The 16,690-nt window shown below is 42.1% G+C and carries 13 protein-coding genes, 1 tRNA gene and 1 other RNA gene; 1 reads left to right on the top strand and 14 read right to left on the bottom strand.

Going from position 1 to position 16,690, the window contains the following annotated elements; translation table 11 throughout:
* Positions 1 to 74: 74 nt before the first annotated feature.
* The 13 genes from lepA to coaD all read right to left on the bottom strand — a co-directional run bounded on the left by lepA (position 75) and on the right by coaD (position 14,702).
* Positions 75 to 1,871, bottom strand: a complete 1,797-nt coding sequence (gene lepA / locus I6E84_RS02485) for a translation elongation factor 4 (RefSeq protein WP_110921745.1) — start codon at positions 1,869 to 1,871, stop codon at positions 75 to 77.
* Positions 1,872 to 2,218: 347 nt separating this feature from the next.
* Complete coding sequence (locus I6E84_RS02480; protein ID WP_197215883.1) at positions 2,219 to 3,463, bottom strand: capsule biosynthesis protein; 1,245 nt, start codon at positions 3,461 to 3,463, stop codon at positions 2,219 to 2,221.
* Between the two features lie 145 nt (positions 3,464 to 3,608).
* Entirely contained in the window at positions 3,609 to 6,158 is a 2,550-nt protein-coding gene (locus I6E84_RS02475; protein WP_227681268.1) for a capsular polysaccharide biosynthesis protein, read from the bottom strand.
* A gap of 69 nt (positions 6,159 to 6,227) precedes the next feature.
* Positions 6,228 to 7,967, bottom strand: a complete 1,740-nt coding sequence (locus I6E84_RS02470; RefSeq protein WP_197215881.1) for a polysaccharide biosynthesis/export family protein — start codon at positions 7,965 to 7,967, stop codon at positions 6,228 to 6,230.
* A 70-nt stretch (positions 7,968 to 8,037) separates the two neighbouring features.
* Positions 8,038 to 9,153 carry a capsule biosynthesis protein gene (locus I6E84_RS02465; RefSeq protein WP_197215879.1) on the bottom strand — a complete coding sequence of 372 codons (1,116 nt, stop codon included), beginning with the start codon at positions 9,151 to 9,153 and terminating at the stop codon, positions 8,038 to 8,040.
* Positions 9,122 to 9,793, bottom strand: a complete 672-nt coding sequence (locus I6E84_RS02460) for an ABC transporter ATP-binding protein (RefSeq protein ID WP_197215878.1) — start codon at positions 9,791 to 9,793, stop codon at positions 9,122 to 9,124. The genes I6E84_RS02465 and I6E84_RS02460 overlap by 32 nt, the downstream gene beginning before the upstream one ends.
* Before the next feature lie 35 nt (positions 9,794 to 9,828).
* A complete protein-coding gene (locus I6E84_RS02455; RefSeq protein WP_197215877.1) occupies positions 9,829 to 10,641 on the bottom strand; it encodes an ABC transporter permease in 813 nt (270 codons plus the stop codon).
* Between the two features lie 239 nt (positions 10,642 to 10,880).
* A tRNA-Met gene (locus tag I6E84_RS02450) sits at positions 10,881 to 10,957 on the bottom strand.
* Between the two features lie 146 nt (positions 10,958 to 11,103).
* Positions 11,104 to 11,486: RNase P RNA component class A (gene rnpB / locus I6E84_RS02445), an RNA gene on the bottom strand.
* Positions 11,487 to 11,560: 74 nt separating this feature from the next.
* Positions 11,561 to 12,331, bottom strand: coding sequence for a dethiobiotin synthase (bioD, locus tag I6E84_RS02440; RefSeq protein ID WP_197215876.1), 771 nt, complete (start codon positions 12,329 to 12,331; stop codon positions 11,561 to 11,563).
* Between the two features lie 48 nt (positions 12,332 to 12,379).
* Positions 12,380 to 13,708: an adenosylmethionine--8-amino-7-oxononanoate transaminase gene (gene bioA, locus I6E84_RS02435; protein WP_197215875.1), complete on the bottom strand. Its 1,329-nt coding sequence runs from the start codon at positions 13,706 to 13,708 to the stop codon at positions 12,380 to 12,382.
* 160 nt (positions 13,709 to 13,868) lie between these two features.
* Complete coding sequence (locus tag I6E84_RS02430) at positions 13,869 to 14,117, bottom strand: YfhL family 4Fe-4S dicluster ferredoxin (protein WP_197215874.1); 249 nt, start codon at positions 14,115 to 14,117, stop codon at positions 13,869 to 13,871.
* A 60-nt stretch (positions 14,118 to 14,177) separates the two neighbouring features.
* Entirely contained in the window at positions 14,178 to 14,702 is a 525-nt protein-coding gene (gene coaD, locus I6E84_RS02425) for a pantetheine-phosphate adenylyltransferase (protein ID WP_197099835.1), read from the bottom strand.
* 244 nt (positions 14,703 to 14,946) lie between these two features.
* Here coaD and smpB point away from each other — a divergent pair, with 244 nt between their 5' ends.
* Positions 14,947 to 15,423, top strand: a complete 477-nt coding sequence (gene smpB, locus I6E84_RS02420; RefSeq protein ID WP_197099834.1) for an SsrA-binding protein SmpB — start codon at positions 14,947 to 14,949, stop codon at positions 15,421 to 15,423.
* Positions 15,424 to 15,651: 228 nt separating this feature from the next.
* On the opposite strand, the gene I6E84_RS02415 is transcribed toward smpB, so the two are convergent.
* On the bottom strand, positions 15,652 to 16,674 hold the full coding sequence (locus I6E84_RS02415; RefSeq protein ID WP_197215873.1) for an EamA family transporter: 1,023 nt from the start codon (positions 16,672 to 16,674) through the stop codon (positions 15,652 to 15,654).
* Between the last annotated feature and the right edge of the window lie 16 nt (positions 16,675 to 16,690).

Here is a 16,690-nt window from a genome sequence, read left to right as displayed (position 1 = left end):
CTTTAACGGTTGCTATTTATCAATTAATTGTACTAATCATTGTCAGTTTTACACTAACAATGAAAACTCAATACTTACTCTACTTGCAATACAGCCAAGAAGGCTTCTTGTGGAATTTCCACATTACCTACTTGCTTCATGCGTTTTTTACCAGCTTTCTGTTTAGACAATAGCTTTTTCTTACGCGAAACATCGCCACCATAACATTTTGCTAGTACATCTTTACGCATGGCTTTAACCGTACTACGGCCGATTATTTGACTACCAATAGCGGCTTGAATGGCCACATCAAACATCTGACGTGGAATCAACTCTTTCATCTTAGTGACTAGTGCATTACCACGATAACGTGATTGGGTTTCGTGCACAATCATCGCTAAGGCATCGACTTTATCGCCATTGATTAGCACATCGACTCTCACCAGTTTATCGGCTTGATAACGCTCAAAGTTATAATCGAGCGATGCAAAACCACGAGAGACCGACTTCAGGCGATCAAAGAAATCCATGACGACCTCGCCCATTGGAATGTCAAATATTAGCTGTACTTGTCGACCCATAAAGCGCATATCAACCTGAACGCCACGACGTTCAATACACAGAGTCATCACGTTACCTAAGTACTCTTGCGGTACTAGAATCTGACAACGAGCAATTGGCTCACGAAACTCTTCGATGTTGTTTGGCTCAGGTAGATGTGATGGGTTGTCTACATAAATAACATCGCCATTCTTTTTCTCAATTTCATAGATAACTGAGGGCGCGGTAGTGATCAAATCCAAGTCGTATTCACGCTCTAAACGCTCTTGGATAATCTCCATGTGCAGCATACCCAAGAAGCCACAGCGGAAACCGAAACCAAGCGCATCTGAAGTATCTGGCTCAAAAAATAGTGACGCATCATTAATCTGCAGTTTTTGTAAGGCTTCACGGAATTTTTCGAAGTCAGTAGACTCTACAGGGAACATGCCTGCATAGACTTGCGGAGTTACTTGCTTAAAACCCGGAATACGATCGACATCAGGCGTTTTGGCGTGTGTAATGGTATCACCAACAGGCGCGCCGGCAATGTCTTTAATACCAGCAATAATGAAACCAACTTCACCCGCTTCGAGAATACCCGTATCTACAGGCTTTGGCGTAAACACACCAATAGAGCCCACTAAATGAGCCTCTTGAGTTGATTTAATATAGAGCTTATCACCTTTGCGTATAGTTCCTTCGCGCACACGAACCAATGACACCACACCTAAATAGTTATCAAACCACGAATCAATGATTAAGGCTTGTAGCGGTGCTTCACGGTCACCAGTCGGTGCTGGAATAAATGCAACCAATGCTTCTAGTAGTTTATCAACGCCTAAACCTGACTTGGCTGATACTCGAGGTGCATCAACCGCATCAATACCAATGATATCTTCAATTTCTTGAATAACGCGTTCAGGCTCAACTTGTGGCAAATCAATTTTATTCAGTACAGCCATGACTTCTAGGCCTTGATCAACTGCCGTATAGCAGTTGGCTACCGATTGCGCTTCGACGCCTTGCGCGGCATCAACGACCAAAAGCGCACCTTCACAAGCGGCTAATGAACGCGATACTTCATAAGAAAAGTCGACGTGTCCTGGTGTATCGATAAAGTTGAGCTGATAACGCTCACCATTAGGATGATCGTAGAACAACGTTACCGACTGCGCCTTAATAGTGATACCGCGCTCACGCTCAATATCCATGGAGTCAAGTACTTGCGCCTGCATCTCGCGATCTTGCAAGGCACCGCACATCTGAATAAAACGATCAGCAAGTGTCGACTTGCCATGATCAATGTGGGCAATGATTGAAAAGTTACGAATATTGGCTAATGCAGTCACAAAGCGCCTACTAAATTAAGGGTGATAGAATAATGAAACTAAAAGAATAAATGCTGTCAGACGCAAGCGATACAATAACTGTCTATTGCTGAAAATAGCTTATACACTAAAACTGCTATCTCAAATCAATAGTCAAACAGGCTATTACTTACGTGCAGATGTAAAAGAGTATTCTAGCAGTTTTCCACTACAAAGTAAGGCGATTTTGTGAGCAGAGAGATGATTTACAAGTGAAGTTACGAGCTGATAACCATACAGAGAGAAAGTATGATGCTTATTAGGACTTTATTGTCTTCTGTGGTGCTAATAATTCATCAAAACGACTTAAGATAAATCGAAAGTAAAGGCTACTGAGATCTATTGGATTTAGGGTAATTCTTCTCTACAGACTTACTTCCTGCTTGACCCAAATATTTATACATCCACAATGACTTACCATAAAAAGCACCATTCAACTGAGTTTGCTCTATCAAATATTCACGAAATCTTAGATAAAACTCATTGTCTGGACTTTTAGGCTGTTGCCAAAAATCGTTAAGTGGTTTTTGATCGGTCAGCTTAGGCGTGTTATAAATTGCACGACCCATGATCTTGGTTGGTTTTTTATGATATACCGATTGCAAACCCGTAGTGCTATTGATAGTCAACATACCAATACTATGTTTCATTAAAGTTGGCAAGTGCATATCACAACCATAAAAAACACGGTCAGCTACTTGATAACGCACTGCCAAGCTAGATACTAACTCGCGATAGTCTCGATGACCACGATCTAACGGATGATGTTTAAGTACCAACAACTGCTGCTTATCGGCATAAGTTGCAAAACTTGCAATAGACTCATCAATAAACTGTACCACATCACGATAATCACTATGATGCGTAATCTGTGAGTCATTATGCACTTGTAAGCTAATCAAGAAGTAATTATTACTTTCATTCTTAGTCAATTTATTCTGCAGTTGTTTATCAGGTATGTAATCTCGCAATTTGCGCCATGGTGCTCTCAGCCAAGCAATCGCTTCTTGCCATGCTGTCATACCACGGTAATGCGAATAGTGTGGATAGCGTCCTTTGTACATCCATGCAATAATATAATAAACAATAGCAGCGATACTCAACCGATAAAAACGATTGTGTGTGTATAGCGGCTGATCATTAGCCTTTTTAAGTGCTTTGATGTCTTCTATATTTAAACGTGAATAGCCATTAATCCCGTGTTCTTGCAAGGTGATATAGTCAGGACGTAAATACCCTTCTTCAAATACGAAAAATGAGGTCTCTAACTGCTCACTGATACAGGCAGCTTGCGTATGATGTGGGCGACAATCACCGAAACAAACAATCGCATCAATGGAATTTTCTTTAATGAATGCCTGCAACCAAGAAGAGAAATGCGCTAATGTTCCCGTATATTCATAGGTATTATCATGATGATAGAAAAAAGCATCACCTGCATTAAAGTTGATTTTGCTAACTTTGATATTTTGGGTTTGTAAAAATGTCGAAAAGCGATTAAAAAATCCGCCCATCTTCCCTTGTAACAGCAAGACGTGTCGATGAGTAAGCAAGTGAGACATCGAAGCTGCCATAGTATTGGGCTACCATTAAGTGAAAGGGTCATAAATAAAAACGAGAGTGGTCGTTAAACCGTGTGAAGACACGTAGAATAAAAAATATTATACCGAAAAAAAATCTGCTTGTCGCAGCGGAATTATGCGACGATGCTGAAGCCAATCAACGGGATACTTTACGCACGAGCTGCTGAAATCGATGACGCTGCTGCATAAAACGTGTGGCGGCATGACTCTTAATTTGTGTAGTCAAAGTAGATACTGCTGAATTAGAGGTCTGCATCGAACGATGTGTATTGTTAAACATTTTAGTTTGAGATTCTTTGTTACCATTACCTTCAAGCATATATTCGTTTATAGGTGGATACAGATAATCAATAACTTGCTCTACTTGCGCAAGCCCATAGCCATTTGGTAAACGATAGAGTGGATATCGAATGAGCACGCAATACAGTAATTGCTCAAGCGTCAACACTGTGTCTCTTTTGCGTCTATCCAAGTATTCAGATTTGGGTGGCAACTGTGCGTCAATATCGGCCGTTAACCCCCATCCTGCATAAAATGGCAAACCATAACAGGTAACCTGTAAACCACGTAACAATGCCTCAAAACCCGTCAACGAGCTGATAGTGTGCACTTCATCGACACATTCTAAGCAGTCAGGCATCGCTGTATCATAGGCGACAGCATTTACTTGACGTAAACCTGCTGCCACTACTTTGCCTGCTCGCAACCCTGCTTCAACATCAGGGTGCGGCTTATAAATCAGATAAGCATCAGGATTTTCTTGGCATACACGATCAATCAAGCCACTATTAGTCTTGATGGCTGAACCGCAATACTGAACTGACAAATCATCTTCTACTTGACCAATAATGAGGATTCGGCGTTTGTCAGATAACTTTGCTTCCTGCATCCATGAGCTATGCTGGCTATCAGAGCTATTAACATCAGCGCCAACATTATATTTACTCACGCGCTGAGTACGTAGCTTTTCTTGCAGCAGTTTTACTCGTGTACTTTGACATGGATTTAGCACTTCGCAGTTGCATAACAATGTTTCTAAATCTGAGGGCTGAGTCGCATCATAATAGATACCCTGCTTATCTATTACCACTGATAATGGTGCTAGTAGCGTGGCACCTAAACCATTTGAACGGATAAATCCATCTTCCATACAGTAAATAGAAGGCATTTCAGAAGACTGCATTACTAGTTTTTTCTGGCGCTTCTGTTTTACTTGCTGTCGTTTGGCTAAGCCCCATACGAGTAAAGGCCGCTGATAGTTGACTCGAAAATGATCTGGATGCAGTAAATTCTTTAAGCGTGGCTTAGGTTTAACGAATAATGTTGTACGTGGCAGATTGATAAAATCTCTCACAAAAGGCAACTTCCAGCGGCTAAACTCATATACTGTAAAATCGCCTTCCAGACGTGATTGCCAATGACGATTGGTCACCAACCACTCAATTGCCGTATCTATGTCGCAAGCCTTTTTGGTTGCAGGATCTACGTAATGGCTATAGTCAATATAAGCGCTATAAAACAGTGTTTCTAGCATTGTATTTATTGTCTTATTAGACACTGTAGAAAATAGTGACAAGCCTGATGTTTTCTTAGTACTCACTGATGCTCTGGCAGACAATTCACGACGATGCTGAACCTCTTTAAGCAAACGTTTTGGTGCGCCACTATCGTCGGTAAGCCCCCAACCGCTATACCAATTAACACCAAAACAATGCACCTTTTTCCCCAGCATCAATGCCTCAAAACCCATATGTGAGCTGACTGTATAGACATGCTCCACTTGAGAAATCAGTGCAATTGGGTTAAGCGCTTGCGTTAATAGTCGAACGTTTTTAGGTAGTCCAAGACTGGTCAGGTATCCTGATTTTGATGCAGGATGAGCCTTTATCCAAATATGAGAATCAGGATGATTACGGCAAGCGGCTTTCAGCATTCGCTTAAATTGACGTTTGTTAGCACCAGCACCTCTAACAGAAGCGTCACCAGCTACTTGATCAATTAATAGAACATGAGATTTTAGAGATATTTTGAGCGTGTTTGTATTTTCTTGACTAACCAAGTGGTTCAATGAAGGGCAGTCAATGACTGCGTTATACTTGCTGATCTTTTCATCACAAATACGTGCCATTAATTGCTGAGCACGCGCTTCCTGTGTTCCATTGTTATCGATAGTAGCGTTTTTAGTACGCTCAATAATCAGCTGCTCGAGGCGTGAACGCTGTGTCAGGTCAAAGTAGATACCAATGTCATCAACGACCACACTCAAACCATGACGGCTACTAGTACCCGAATCTAATGAGCGTAAAAAACCATCTTCAATACTGAGGGTCGAAAGCTGCTGCCGTGTAGCCACCTTGTTAGCTCGTTGATAGCTTTTCTTGTGACCCCATCCAATAAATGCATCAGGTTGCTGTATTGATGAATGCATAATTTTCTGTTTTATAATACGTGGTAACGGTAAAAAGGATGAGCTATCATCAACCAAGCGATAGGCCAATCCTGACCACGGGTACCATCGCTGAATATCAGCTTGTAGCATGTGCGGCAACAACACATTGTTATGACGTATACCCTTTCCCACAACAGCCAATTGGGTAAATAGTAATGACGGCTGTGCTGTAATGACAGACTCAGACATCAAAGACATGGGGTTGTCGTTATCAGTATTTGCCTGTCTTACTGCCATATTCCATACCTTACTGATTGAACGTTATTTATCAAACTTCAACAATGCATTGAGCCTTCAAATCAAGGATCAAAATATGACGTTTGCAGCGATGGCCAATTGATAGAGGATTTGTGATATACCACGGGCAATTTCTACGTTTTTAGTTTTGACCTTTGGCAATACCATAATTTCATCGCCTTGCTGAATACGGTACGCAGTGTTAACCACTTCATTTGTACCATTTTGATGAATCACAAGAATCTCTTTAGTATCAGCATTATCACCAAAACCACCGGAGCTAGCGATATAGTCGCCCACTGTATAATCGGCATTAAATGTCAGTGCCCCTTGCGCACGCACTTGGCCATTTACCGTAATGATAGAAGTTTGCGCAGGAATCTCAATGATATCACCTTGCTGTAGAATGATGTCCTGCCATGAGTTCGGTACGACAACAATTCGACCATCCGTTTGTACTTTACGGGCTTTAGCCACAAACTCTTTAACTAAAGCAGCATCATCTTGACGCAAGGCCGCTTCTTCTCGAGTGGTCGACTGCGTCGCAAGCGTTAGCTCTTCTAAGCGATCCAGCGACTCATTAATCATACGTTTTTGTTGCTCAGCCACAGATTCGCGATATATAGTCAAACTTGGTAGCTTCGCTAGTGGACTGGGCTGCAATTGCGGAATAATATCTTTCAGTCGAGCCCCGTAAGGTACTACCATCGCACCGTTCCCCGTATGCGCGCCCTTAACTTGAACAGCAATGGTACCCGCGTAGCGATCTGACGTGACTACCATCTGATCCCCATTATAAACAGGCACGTTTTGAGCATCAGCTAATGAGTAATATTCTGCTGTCTGCGCACGGCCTGCACTACGGGTAATACTAACATTGGTCGCATTCGCTGCTGGACTGGCCACTTGTAACACATCACCTACGGTCAAATCGTTTACATCAAACTCAAAAGTGTATTCGTTCTGAACTTGGCCACTAACTGCAAAGGTTTTCTTTTGCGGAGAGACCGTTATCACATCACCATCTCGAAATGAGAATGACTGTAGTTTACCGGCCAATAGGAAATCATATAAATTGACTTGCTGTAACATCTGACCATTACGCTTTATTTGAATATCGATATAACTACCACGTGTTGGATCAACACCGCCTGCTCTATCTAAGTAAGACAATACTGAATCTGCTGCCAAACCGCCATAATAACCAGGTTGTTTGACAAAACCAGTAACGAATACTTTCACTGGCTGTGCCTGCTCTAGTGAAGCATAGACACCAACATTAGAGCGGTAAATACGACTGACAGCGCTTTTTACCACGTTTTGCAAATTACCATTCTGTACACCAGAGATGCGTACTGGACCAACATTGGGCAAGAATATATTACCTTGTGGATCAACCGTGGTAGTGGCTGCATATTGATAGGCGCCCCACATTCTTACTTGAACGTTGTCACCGGGGTTTATCACATAGCTGTCATTAAAAGTAGAGCCAGAAGTGGTCGAGAATGCACCGCGAAACAGCTGCTCACCAAACATCATATCTTGAGTGTTGATATCTTGATACGGACGTGTGGTATTGATAACCGACTGACTGGGCAAACTCGCTGCATTCACTGCTTCTTGCATCGTTGCCTGAGCCGGAACACTACCAGAGAATGCTTGCGTTGAGGCATTGATAGTATTGTTGCTCGTACCAAAGCTAGATCCAGCTATCTGATTAGCAACACTGTCTGCTGCCATGACTGGCAAGCTCGTCGCGGCCATTGCCAAACTAATCATCATCACGATAGAACGTGGTTTCGTATTCATGCGTTGTATTCCTTTGCTGATCTATCGATCATTATTGATATCTGGTTTGTCAAAGTTGCCTTGATCAAATCTAGCTACGATGGTCACGGACCACTGCCATAACTAAACGAACAAACCCATAGAGTATCAATAGCAATGCTAATGATGTCCAAATGATGTAGCCACGGCGTGGATATAACGCTTCTTCAGCTTCATAAGGCGTTGAAATTACAATCAGGTTTTTCATCTTTTTGAAGGCTTCTAAACGTGCTGTTTCAAGTGATGATAACGATAATTTATATAGCTCAGTCGCAAACTCAACGTCAGCTTTGATAGTTTCAAATTCTACTGCTTGACGATTCAACTTACTGGTATTTGGTGATGTTAACTTGGTTTGTTCTTGACGTGTTTGCTCCTCAATCGCTTTAATCTGACTTCTTAATGACACCACTTGCGGTGCATCTGGATTCAGATAACTGAGCAATTGACGCTCTTCCGTACGTAGTGAACTCAACTGTGCCTGCAGACTACCAATCAGCTGATTAACAATTTGTGCATTAGCTTCTGGATCATAAATTTCATTGTCATTTTGGTAATTTAATAACTTCTCTTTTTTCTCATTGAGACGTTTTTCGGATTCATCTAACTGTGTTTCTGCAAACACCAGCTGATCACGAGCTACCTCTTGTGAAATACGGTTTACGAACTGCTCAGACTCATCCAAAATGGTTTTATTGAGCTCAAAAGCATACTTTGAATCAAACCCTTCTGTCGATACTGAGAGTATATAGCTTTGTTCGTCTAAATCGATATGAACCCGTTTTTTAAAATACTCAAGCAACTCTTCTTGTGTGGCGTCAGGTTTAAGCTCATTGATCGGATCTGAACCATCAATGTGGTAAGCCTCACGAAATTTGAATTTCTTATCTAAGCGCTTTACCATATCATTTGACAAAATATACTCTGTCAAATAGGTCGCGTCTTCTTTGCTAGTGCTATTGACACCAAGTAATGCAGACAAACCGCCACCTGAAGCTGTAGTGGTATCACTGACCTGTTTGACCACCACGTCAGCCGTCGAAATAAAGCGTGGGTGCGCAAGGGTTATGACATAAAATATCACTAACACCCAAGGAATAATCACCAAGCCAGTAAACAGCGAGAAGCTAATGACCTTACTTTTTTGCTTTGTGGATATGCTTTTCATAAACTTCAATCGCTTCTGTTGTATCGTCAAAGACGTGTGCTGTTTGATCCATTAACACAATACCAATATCGCAGTTACGTTTAATATCACCGATATTATGCGACACTATCAAAAATCCTGCTTGCTCACGGCGCGCAGCTAATATCTCTTCACTACGCTTCCGAAAAGCGGCATCACCGACAGCACTGGCTTCATCGAGCATATAATAATCAAAATCAAAAGCCAAACTTAAACCGAACGTTAAGCGTGCTTTCATTCCTGACGAATAGCTTTTAACTGGCATGTCAAAATAACTACCGATGTCTGCAAACTCTTCGACAAACCGAATTTTTTCGTCAATATAAGGACCGCTTGAATATAGACGACAGACAAAACGTACATTTTGACGACCAGTCAAACTGCCTTGAAAACCACCGGCTACTCCTACTGGCCACGAAATCGCCGAGTCAGTAATAATCTCTCCGTGATCTGGCTCATCAAGACCACAGATAATACGGAGCAAAGTTGACTTGCCGGCACCGTTACGCCCTAGCAGGCCAACGCTCTGTTTATCTCCAATGGTCAGATTTAAATCTTTAAACAGATAGTGCCGACCTTTCCTGGTCATAAATGACTTAGAAACATTTTTAATTTCAATCATTTATTTACCTTTTCATCTAGCTTGTGTAGTTAATTCTAACGAGAGCGCATCATGTCACGCTCAGCATACTTATAGAACAATAATCCTAGAAAATTCACCCCAAACATCCATTTTAGGAAATATCCCATATCGATATGATATGCAGGATAATTAGGCGCGAATGCATGCCTCATTAATTCAATATTATGAATAAAAGGATTGTAAAGTAAGTAACTAAAATAAGGTTCGGGAATAACATGAATTGGGTAAATGATGCCTGATAAGAAGTATAGTATCGTAAAGAATATTGTAATTACTTTACTAATCTCACCACCGTAGTAACCTATCACCATCATGATTAAACCAATACCAAAGCTAAATATAAAAAGTGTTATCCAACAGAACAAGACAATGTGCAAGTTTTCTAAATTGGCATATATATCAAAAAAAGCTAGGCCTGCGAGTAGTAAGATAGAAGTGAAAAAATAAATGACTAACTCTAAAAATGAACGGGCAATAATGACATCAATATGCTTGATTGATCGGTACATCAATAAGCCTTTGTTTGCATCAACTGCGCCTAACGCTCTGACAGCAATTCTTTGGAACATACGAAATGGCACCATTCCTACAACCAAAAACAAAGAAAAATCCATCCCCGGTACTAAGCGTTCACGAATCGTACCAAAAATAACCAAAAAAATTAGTACTTGGAATATAACTTCTAGCGGTGCCCATAGATAGCCCAAGCGATAGCCACCAAAGCGCGTTTGTAGCTCACGCATCAGCAAAGCATGGAACGCAGCACCCATGACTTTGAGGCCACTACGGTGCTTAATAGGACGATAAGGGGGCAATTGTACAGACATAGCGTTACAGGACTTTACCGAAAACAGCCCCTATGATAAGTAAGCGCGACATAAGTTACAACAATTAATCTGTGTATAAACAGATAAGCCTATGATTTAGTAAGAAATCAGTAAGTAATGATAGACAAACATTCGATTTACTTAACCATCAATACGTACTTCTGCCGTTTATTTTAGGCAAAAAAAAACCAATCTCAATAGATTGGTTTTTTAGTTGATACTAATAAAGTATCTATAAATGGTGGCGATGAAGAGACTTGAACTCTTGACCTCACGATTATGAGTCATGCGCTCTAACCAGCTGAGCTACATCGCCATTTTAGGTTGGCTATTATGCCTAAGCAGATGACTATCGTCAACCCCTAATAAGCACTTTTTCCAAAAAACTTGACCTAATATTAAAAATATCGTCATTAATAATTAACAGCGAGATTTTTTAATACTATGTTAGGCCATTAAAAAAGGTTTGGTAAACCGATAAGCCGGGTTCTGTCGTGGACAATCATTCCTCTAGGCGTACAATCGCTCGTACGCTCAAGCAACCTACCCGCATCGAACGCGGGCCGCGCCATGCCGATGCCTATTTGGTCTTGCTACGCGTGGAGTTTACCATGCCGTGAACTGTTGCCAGCCACGCGGTGCGCTCTTACCGCACCCTTTCACCCTTACCGATGACATGAACATCTTGCGATACTCATATAAGCCAAAGGCGGTCTACTCTCTGCTGCACTGGTCGTCAAGTTACCCTGCCCAGCCGTTAGCTGGCACGCTGCCCTATGTAGCCCGGACTTTCCTCCCCTGCATGTCTGTTACCAGTGTGCAGCGGCGATTGCCTAGTCTACCAAGCGCGCTAGTATAACAAACTTATGGCAGAGTGCGAACGTCTTTTGGATTTATTTTTAGCATCAGCATAAATAGGTTACATAAAACCTTTGGGCAAAGATAAACAATAATTTTCTAACAGCGTTTCGGTATTAAGCATTTCAGTATTAAGCATCTCTGTATTAACAGACATTTGGTTTTTTAGAGCTGGTATCTGTACCCAATGAGCCTTAGGATAATTTGCAGCTAAATAATTTTGTAGAAAATCCACAGTGCTATTTGCAATCTCGGTATCCGTATTGTCAGCATCGTCATGGATATGATTATAAATAACGCTATGTACAGACAACCCACGGGCTTTTATCGCTTCTAAACTCAGTAATGTGTGATTGATACTGCCCAAACGACCAGAAGTGACCAAAATAATGGGATAACCTTGAATAGCAATATAATCTAAAATTAATAACTGCTCCGTTATTGGTACGAGCAATCCACCAGCACCTTCTAGTAATACCAAGTCATACTCAGCTTGCAATCGCTTGGTGGCATTAGTGATCAGTTCAGGATCTAGCACTTCCCCTGATAATCGAGTGGCTAAGTGCGGTGATGCTGGCTTTTCATAGCGGTGAGTGCAAGTAGTAAAATCAAGGTCACATGGCTGTAGAGGGATGCCCATTAGTTGACGGTGGACAATAATGTCATCAGCAATACCCATCTCGCCAGTATTGGCATTCATCGTCACACCAGTTTGCACTAGCTTCTGAGTGATGACATTGACGCCTTGCTGCATTAACGATTTGGCAATGATACCAGTGGCATAAGTTTTACCGATATCGGTATCGATACCTGAGACAAATAGAACACTCATAGCTCACCTTATAAAAAATTGACTGGCATATAAAACAGAGTTTTATTATTAAACTTCAATATTTGAAGCTGAACTCGAAACTTGCGCCAGATAAATTGTCACTACATGTAGTAATGATTGACATAAGGTCACAAGCTCATCATCAGTAATCACATAAGGCGGCATGATATACACCAATTTGCCAAATGGTCTGACCCAGATACCATTCTCAATTAACAAAGTCTGAAAAATAGGCATATCAACAGCGTTATGTAACTCAATGACGGCGACTGCACCCAAGCAACGTACTTCAGCAACACCTTCTAATAACGCGGCGGGGGCTAGCTGCTGCTCCATCGTACGCTGCATGTTTGCAGTACGCGCTTCAATATCATAAGAAATAATCAAATCAATCGAAGCACACGCAACCGCACAGGCCAGCGGATTGCCCATGAACGTAGGGCCATGCATCAGTGCGGGATAGTCACTATTATGGATAGTATCGGCAATTTTGCGAGTACATAGCGTTGCGGCAAAGGTCATATAACCACCCGTCAGCGCCTTGCCAATGGTCATGATATCAGGGCTAATAGCCGCATGTTCACACGCAAATAACTTACCACTACGACCAAAGCCCGTGGCTATTTCATCCGCAATCAATAGTACATCGTACTTATCGCAGAGTTGACGCAGCAGTTGTAGATACTCAGGACTATAAAAACGCATGCCGCCTGCTCCCTGAATAATCGGCTCGATAATAAAACCTGCCAGCTTATCACTATGCTCATCAAAAAATGCTGTGAGGACAACGCGATCAGATTCTGTTAAAGCCCGCTCAAATCCCAACGGTGGTGCTGCGACAAAATGCTGCGTTGGTAATTGCTTGCCATATAGGCTATGCATGCCGTTAATAGGGTCACAAATACTCATGGCATGCCATGTGTCTCCGTAATACCCTGAATGTGTTGATGCAAACTGCTGCTTGGCTGGGCTCTTGGCAGCCACTTGATATTGAAGTGCCATTTTCAGGGCCACTTCCACCGCGATACTGCCACTGTCCGCATAAAAAATAGCATCAAGTCCAGTAGGCACAATGTCTAGCAATTTCTGACCCAAATCGATGGCAGGCTGGTGGGTTAAACCACCGAACATCACATGTGCCATCTTACCCAATTGCTCGATAATAGCGTCGTTCAGTTTGGGATGATTATAGCCATGAACGCTTGCCCACCATGACGACATGCCATCGATAAGGCGCGTACCGTCTTCGGCAATGATATAAATACCTTCGGCACGATCAATAACAATATTTGGATAAGTAGGTGGCAGACTGGCATATGGATGCCAGAGGTGTTGTTGATCAAAATCGCTCGTTATCTGGTTTGCATTTATCGTCATTACATTGTTCCTAAAGCGCTTCGAACCCAAATATTATTAATAATGTATCGTTGATTCAGTTTAAAAGAGAGACAAGGCAACCGAGCGCAGATGTATATGTGATACTTCAAGTGAAGTTAACGCTGTAGCTCTCTTATAGAGGATCGACTATGTAAGCTACTTATTGACCCGTAATACGTTTGTATTTAGACAACAAATCGCTTTCTGTCTCGACATGATTGGGATCATGAGGGATGCAGTCGACCGGACAAATAACCACACACTGCGGCTCATCAAAATGCCCGATGCACTCGGTACATAAGTCAGGGTCGATAACATAAATATCATCCCCTTCTGATATCGCCTCATTGGGGCACGCAGGCTCGCACACATCACAGTTGATGCACTCATCAGTAATCAGTAGTGCCATGAACGGCTCCTTACGGTTGGTTTTTAGCCTATATGCTGCAGCTGTTGGCCTATTAAAAGGCTAGCTGTCTTGAATCACCAGTTTTTTTGTAAAGGCATCAGACACACAAGTAGGTACAAATTTAGTGACATCGCCACCAAGTTTGGCAATTTCACGAATCATGGTCGATGAGATAAAGGAATAATTCGGTGCTGGCGTCAAAAATACCGCTTCAAAATTTTCATCAAGCTCACGGTTCATGTTGGCTAACTGGAATTCGTATTCAAAATCTGACATGGCTCGCAAACCACGCAAGACAGCAGCAGCTCCTTGAACACGCATAAAGTCGACGAGCAAACCCTCAAAGCCAACCACGGATACTTGTGGCAAGTCAGCAAATACGGTCTCAACTAAAGCGACACGTTCTTCAAAGTTGAACAATGGCTTTTTATGATGCCCTGATGCAACCGCAATAACGACTTCGTCAAACAGCTTAGTCGCACGTGTGACTAAGTCCACATGACCGTTAGTAATAGGGTCAAAGGTACCTGGATATAAAATTTTGGTGTGTAACTTTGAAGAATTGGGGGAATCAGGAAGGCTCATAGCATGGCTAACATAGTCGGTAATATTGGACTATATGCTAGCAAATTTTGCTCAAACTTAATACTTATCTGCTACATTTGTCCTAACAGCTGACTTACATTTTTATCGGAGGCTTTGCTACAATGGTTGGTTCGACTCATCCTGCTTATTTTTTAAATAAAAAACACGCTAAACAAGCGAATTAGGATGAGGAATTATAGGTGAGGACAACCATGTTGTTCTTAGAAATCCTTACGAGGAAACCATGTCAAAGAAATCAAAAAAACCTGAGAATCAGATTTGTGCCAATAAAAAGGCACGCCATGAATACTTTATTGAAGAATCGTTTGAGGCGGGTCTTGCCCTACAAGGGTGGGAAGTCAAAGCCATCCGTGCTGGTAAGATGACCATTACCGAAGCATATGTGATATTTCGCAATAACGAAGCTTTCTTGTTTGGTGCGCACATTCAGCCACTACTATCAAGCTCAACGCACGTTAGCCCAGATAGCATTCGTACTCGTAAGCTGCTACTGAATCGTCGTGAAATCGAAAAACTAGCTGGGGCAATCAACCAAAAAGGCTATGCGTGCGTGCCGTTGTCTTGCTACTGGAAAAACTCACTGGTGAAATGCCAGATTGGTCTTGCCATCGGTAAGAAGCAACATGACAAACGTAAAACGTTAAAAGATCGCGATTGGGAACGTGATAAGCAACGTGGCTTTAAACAACATTTAGATTAATACAGTCAAATCCACTATAGAGGTGTTACAGCGTTAACTTCGTTTGAAGTATTTAATATACATCTGTGCTCAGTTGCCTTGTACCACCTCTACATTGAATTGACAATAGCCTCTTAAACGAAGCCAGTTTAATCTAATACAAAAATGGACGATTCACACTATGCTGAATCGTCCATTTTTATTTATCTTTTATTTGTCCTTAATTTAGTTAGCAAGTGACTCGCTTGCTTACGTGATCATCTCTTTTGCCAAAGATTGCATATTTCTACGAGCTTGGCGTAATTGACGAATGCCATGAGCAATTAAGCAGGCAATACCGACCCAAATCAAACCATAGCTATAAATCATCGCTGATTCAAATGGGTTGCCCAGTACTGTCACCGCTAAGACAAACAACAGTGCAGGCTCCAGATAACTCATCATGCCATAAACATTGACAGGTAGCATTTGACTGGCGTCAACGTTGGTTTTCATGGCCCATACACTCAGTACACCTAGTCCAGCAATCATCATGATAAAGAAGGCAGAACCACTCACCAACCCCAAACTACTCGGTGCAAAAAGCAATAAGTAAGCCAACGCAAATGGCGCACAAATGCTTAAATCTACCAACAATCCAGTCACCGCACCGATACCTTGCAGACGACGTAAAATATAATAGACCGGATACGTGCCACAGACCCAAAGCGTCGCCCACGATATGCTTTGTGTACGTACAATCTCGCTACCGACTCCCAATGCAGCAAAGCCTACTGCTAACCACTGCAAACGACTTAACTTTTCGCCAAACAATAGGCAACCAAACAGCACCATGGTAAGCGGAAATAAGAAGTACCCCATGGCCGTTTGTACGCCTTGACCATTGACTGGTGCCCACATAAATAGCCAAAATTGACTGAGAAATATAGGCGTCGGTAATAACAGCCATGCCCACTGCTTTGCCGTACGTAATGCTCTTAACTTATCAATGTGCAACCCTAAACGACCACTGATAACTAAGTAACCAACCAGTGCTGCCCACATCGCGAGCATCCGCCAGATGAAAACTTGCGTCCCTGACAATGGCGCTAAAAAGCTACTATAGGCGTAAAGAATACCGAATAACACATTGGATAATACGGCCAACACCACACCCAATATTAACGTACGTTGCTGAGTGCTACCCGCTGTCCAAATCGCAGGTAAAGGTATGCGCGACACCTTGGTTGCCAATGTATTAGCGAACGCATTAGATAATATAGAAATAGACATGGGCAGCACCGTAAAA

This window comes from Psychrobacter sp. SCQQ22, from assembly GCF_015864605.1.
In the GTDB taxonomy this organism is placed as follows: Bacteria; Pseudomonadota; Gammaproteobacteria; order Pseudomonadales; family Moraxellaceae; genus Psychrobacter; species Psychrobacter fozii.
Note: the sequence above shows the minus strand (reverse complement) of the source record. Positions and strands in the feature narration are given on the sequence as shown.

What these genes read in the sequence shown, in the direction of transcription:
- smpB (WP_197099834.1), top strand. Translation starts at nt 14,947, where the DNA reads ATGTCAAAGAAATCAAAAAAACCTGAGAATCAGATTTGTGCCAATAAA.
- I6E84_RS02470 (WP_197215881.1), bottom strand. Translation starts at nt 7,967, where the DNA reads ATGAATACGAAACCACGTTCTATCGTGATGATGATTAGTTTGGCAATG.
- I6E84_RS02465 (WP_197215879.1), bottom strand. Translation starts at nt 9,153, where the DNA reads ATGAAAAGCATATCCACAAAGCAAAAAAGTAAGGTCATTAGCTTCTCG.
- I6E84_RS02455 (WP_197215877.1), bottom strand. Translation starts at nt 10,641, where the DNA reads ATGTCTGTACAATTGCCCCCTTATCGTCCTATTAAGCACCGTAGTGGC.
- bioA (WP_197215875.1), bottom strand. Translation starts at nt 13,708, where the DNA reads ATGACGATAAATGCAAACCAGATAACGAGCGATTTTGATCAACAACAC.
- coaD (WP_197099835.1), bottom strand. Translation starts at nt 14,702, where the DNA reads ATGAGCCTTCCTGATTCCCCCAATTCTTCAAAGTTACACACCAAAATT.
- I6E84_RS02430 (WP_197215874.1), bottom strand. Translation starts at nt 14,117, where the DNA reads ATGGCACTACTGATTACTGATGAGTGCATCAACTGTGATGTGTGCGAG.
- I6E84_RS02480 (WP_197215883.1), bottom strand. Translation starts at nt 3,463, where the DNA reads ATGGCAGCTTCGATGTCTCACTTGCTTACTCATCGACACGTCTTGCTG.
- I6E84_RS02415 (WP_197215873.1), bottom strand. Translation starts at nt 16,674, where the DNA reads ATGTCTATTTCTATATTATCTAATGCGTTCGCTAATACATTGGCAACC.
- I6E84_RS02460 (WP_197215878.1), bottom strand. Translation starts at nt 9,793, where the DNA reads ATGATTGAAATTAAAAATGTTTCTAAGTCATTTATGACCAGGAAAGGT.
- I6E84_RS02475 (WP_227681268.1), bottom strand. Translation starts at nt 6,158, where the DNA reads ATGGCAGTAAGACAGGCAAATACTGATAACGACAACCCCATGTCTTTG.
- bioD (WP_197215876.1), bottom strand. Translation starts at nt 12,331, where the DNA reads ATGAGTGTTCTATTTGTCTCAGGTATCGATACCGATATCGGTAAAACT.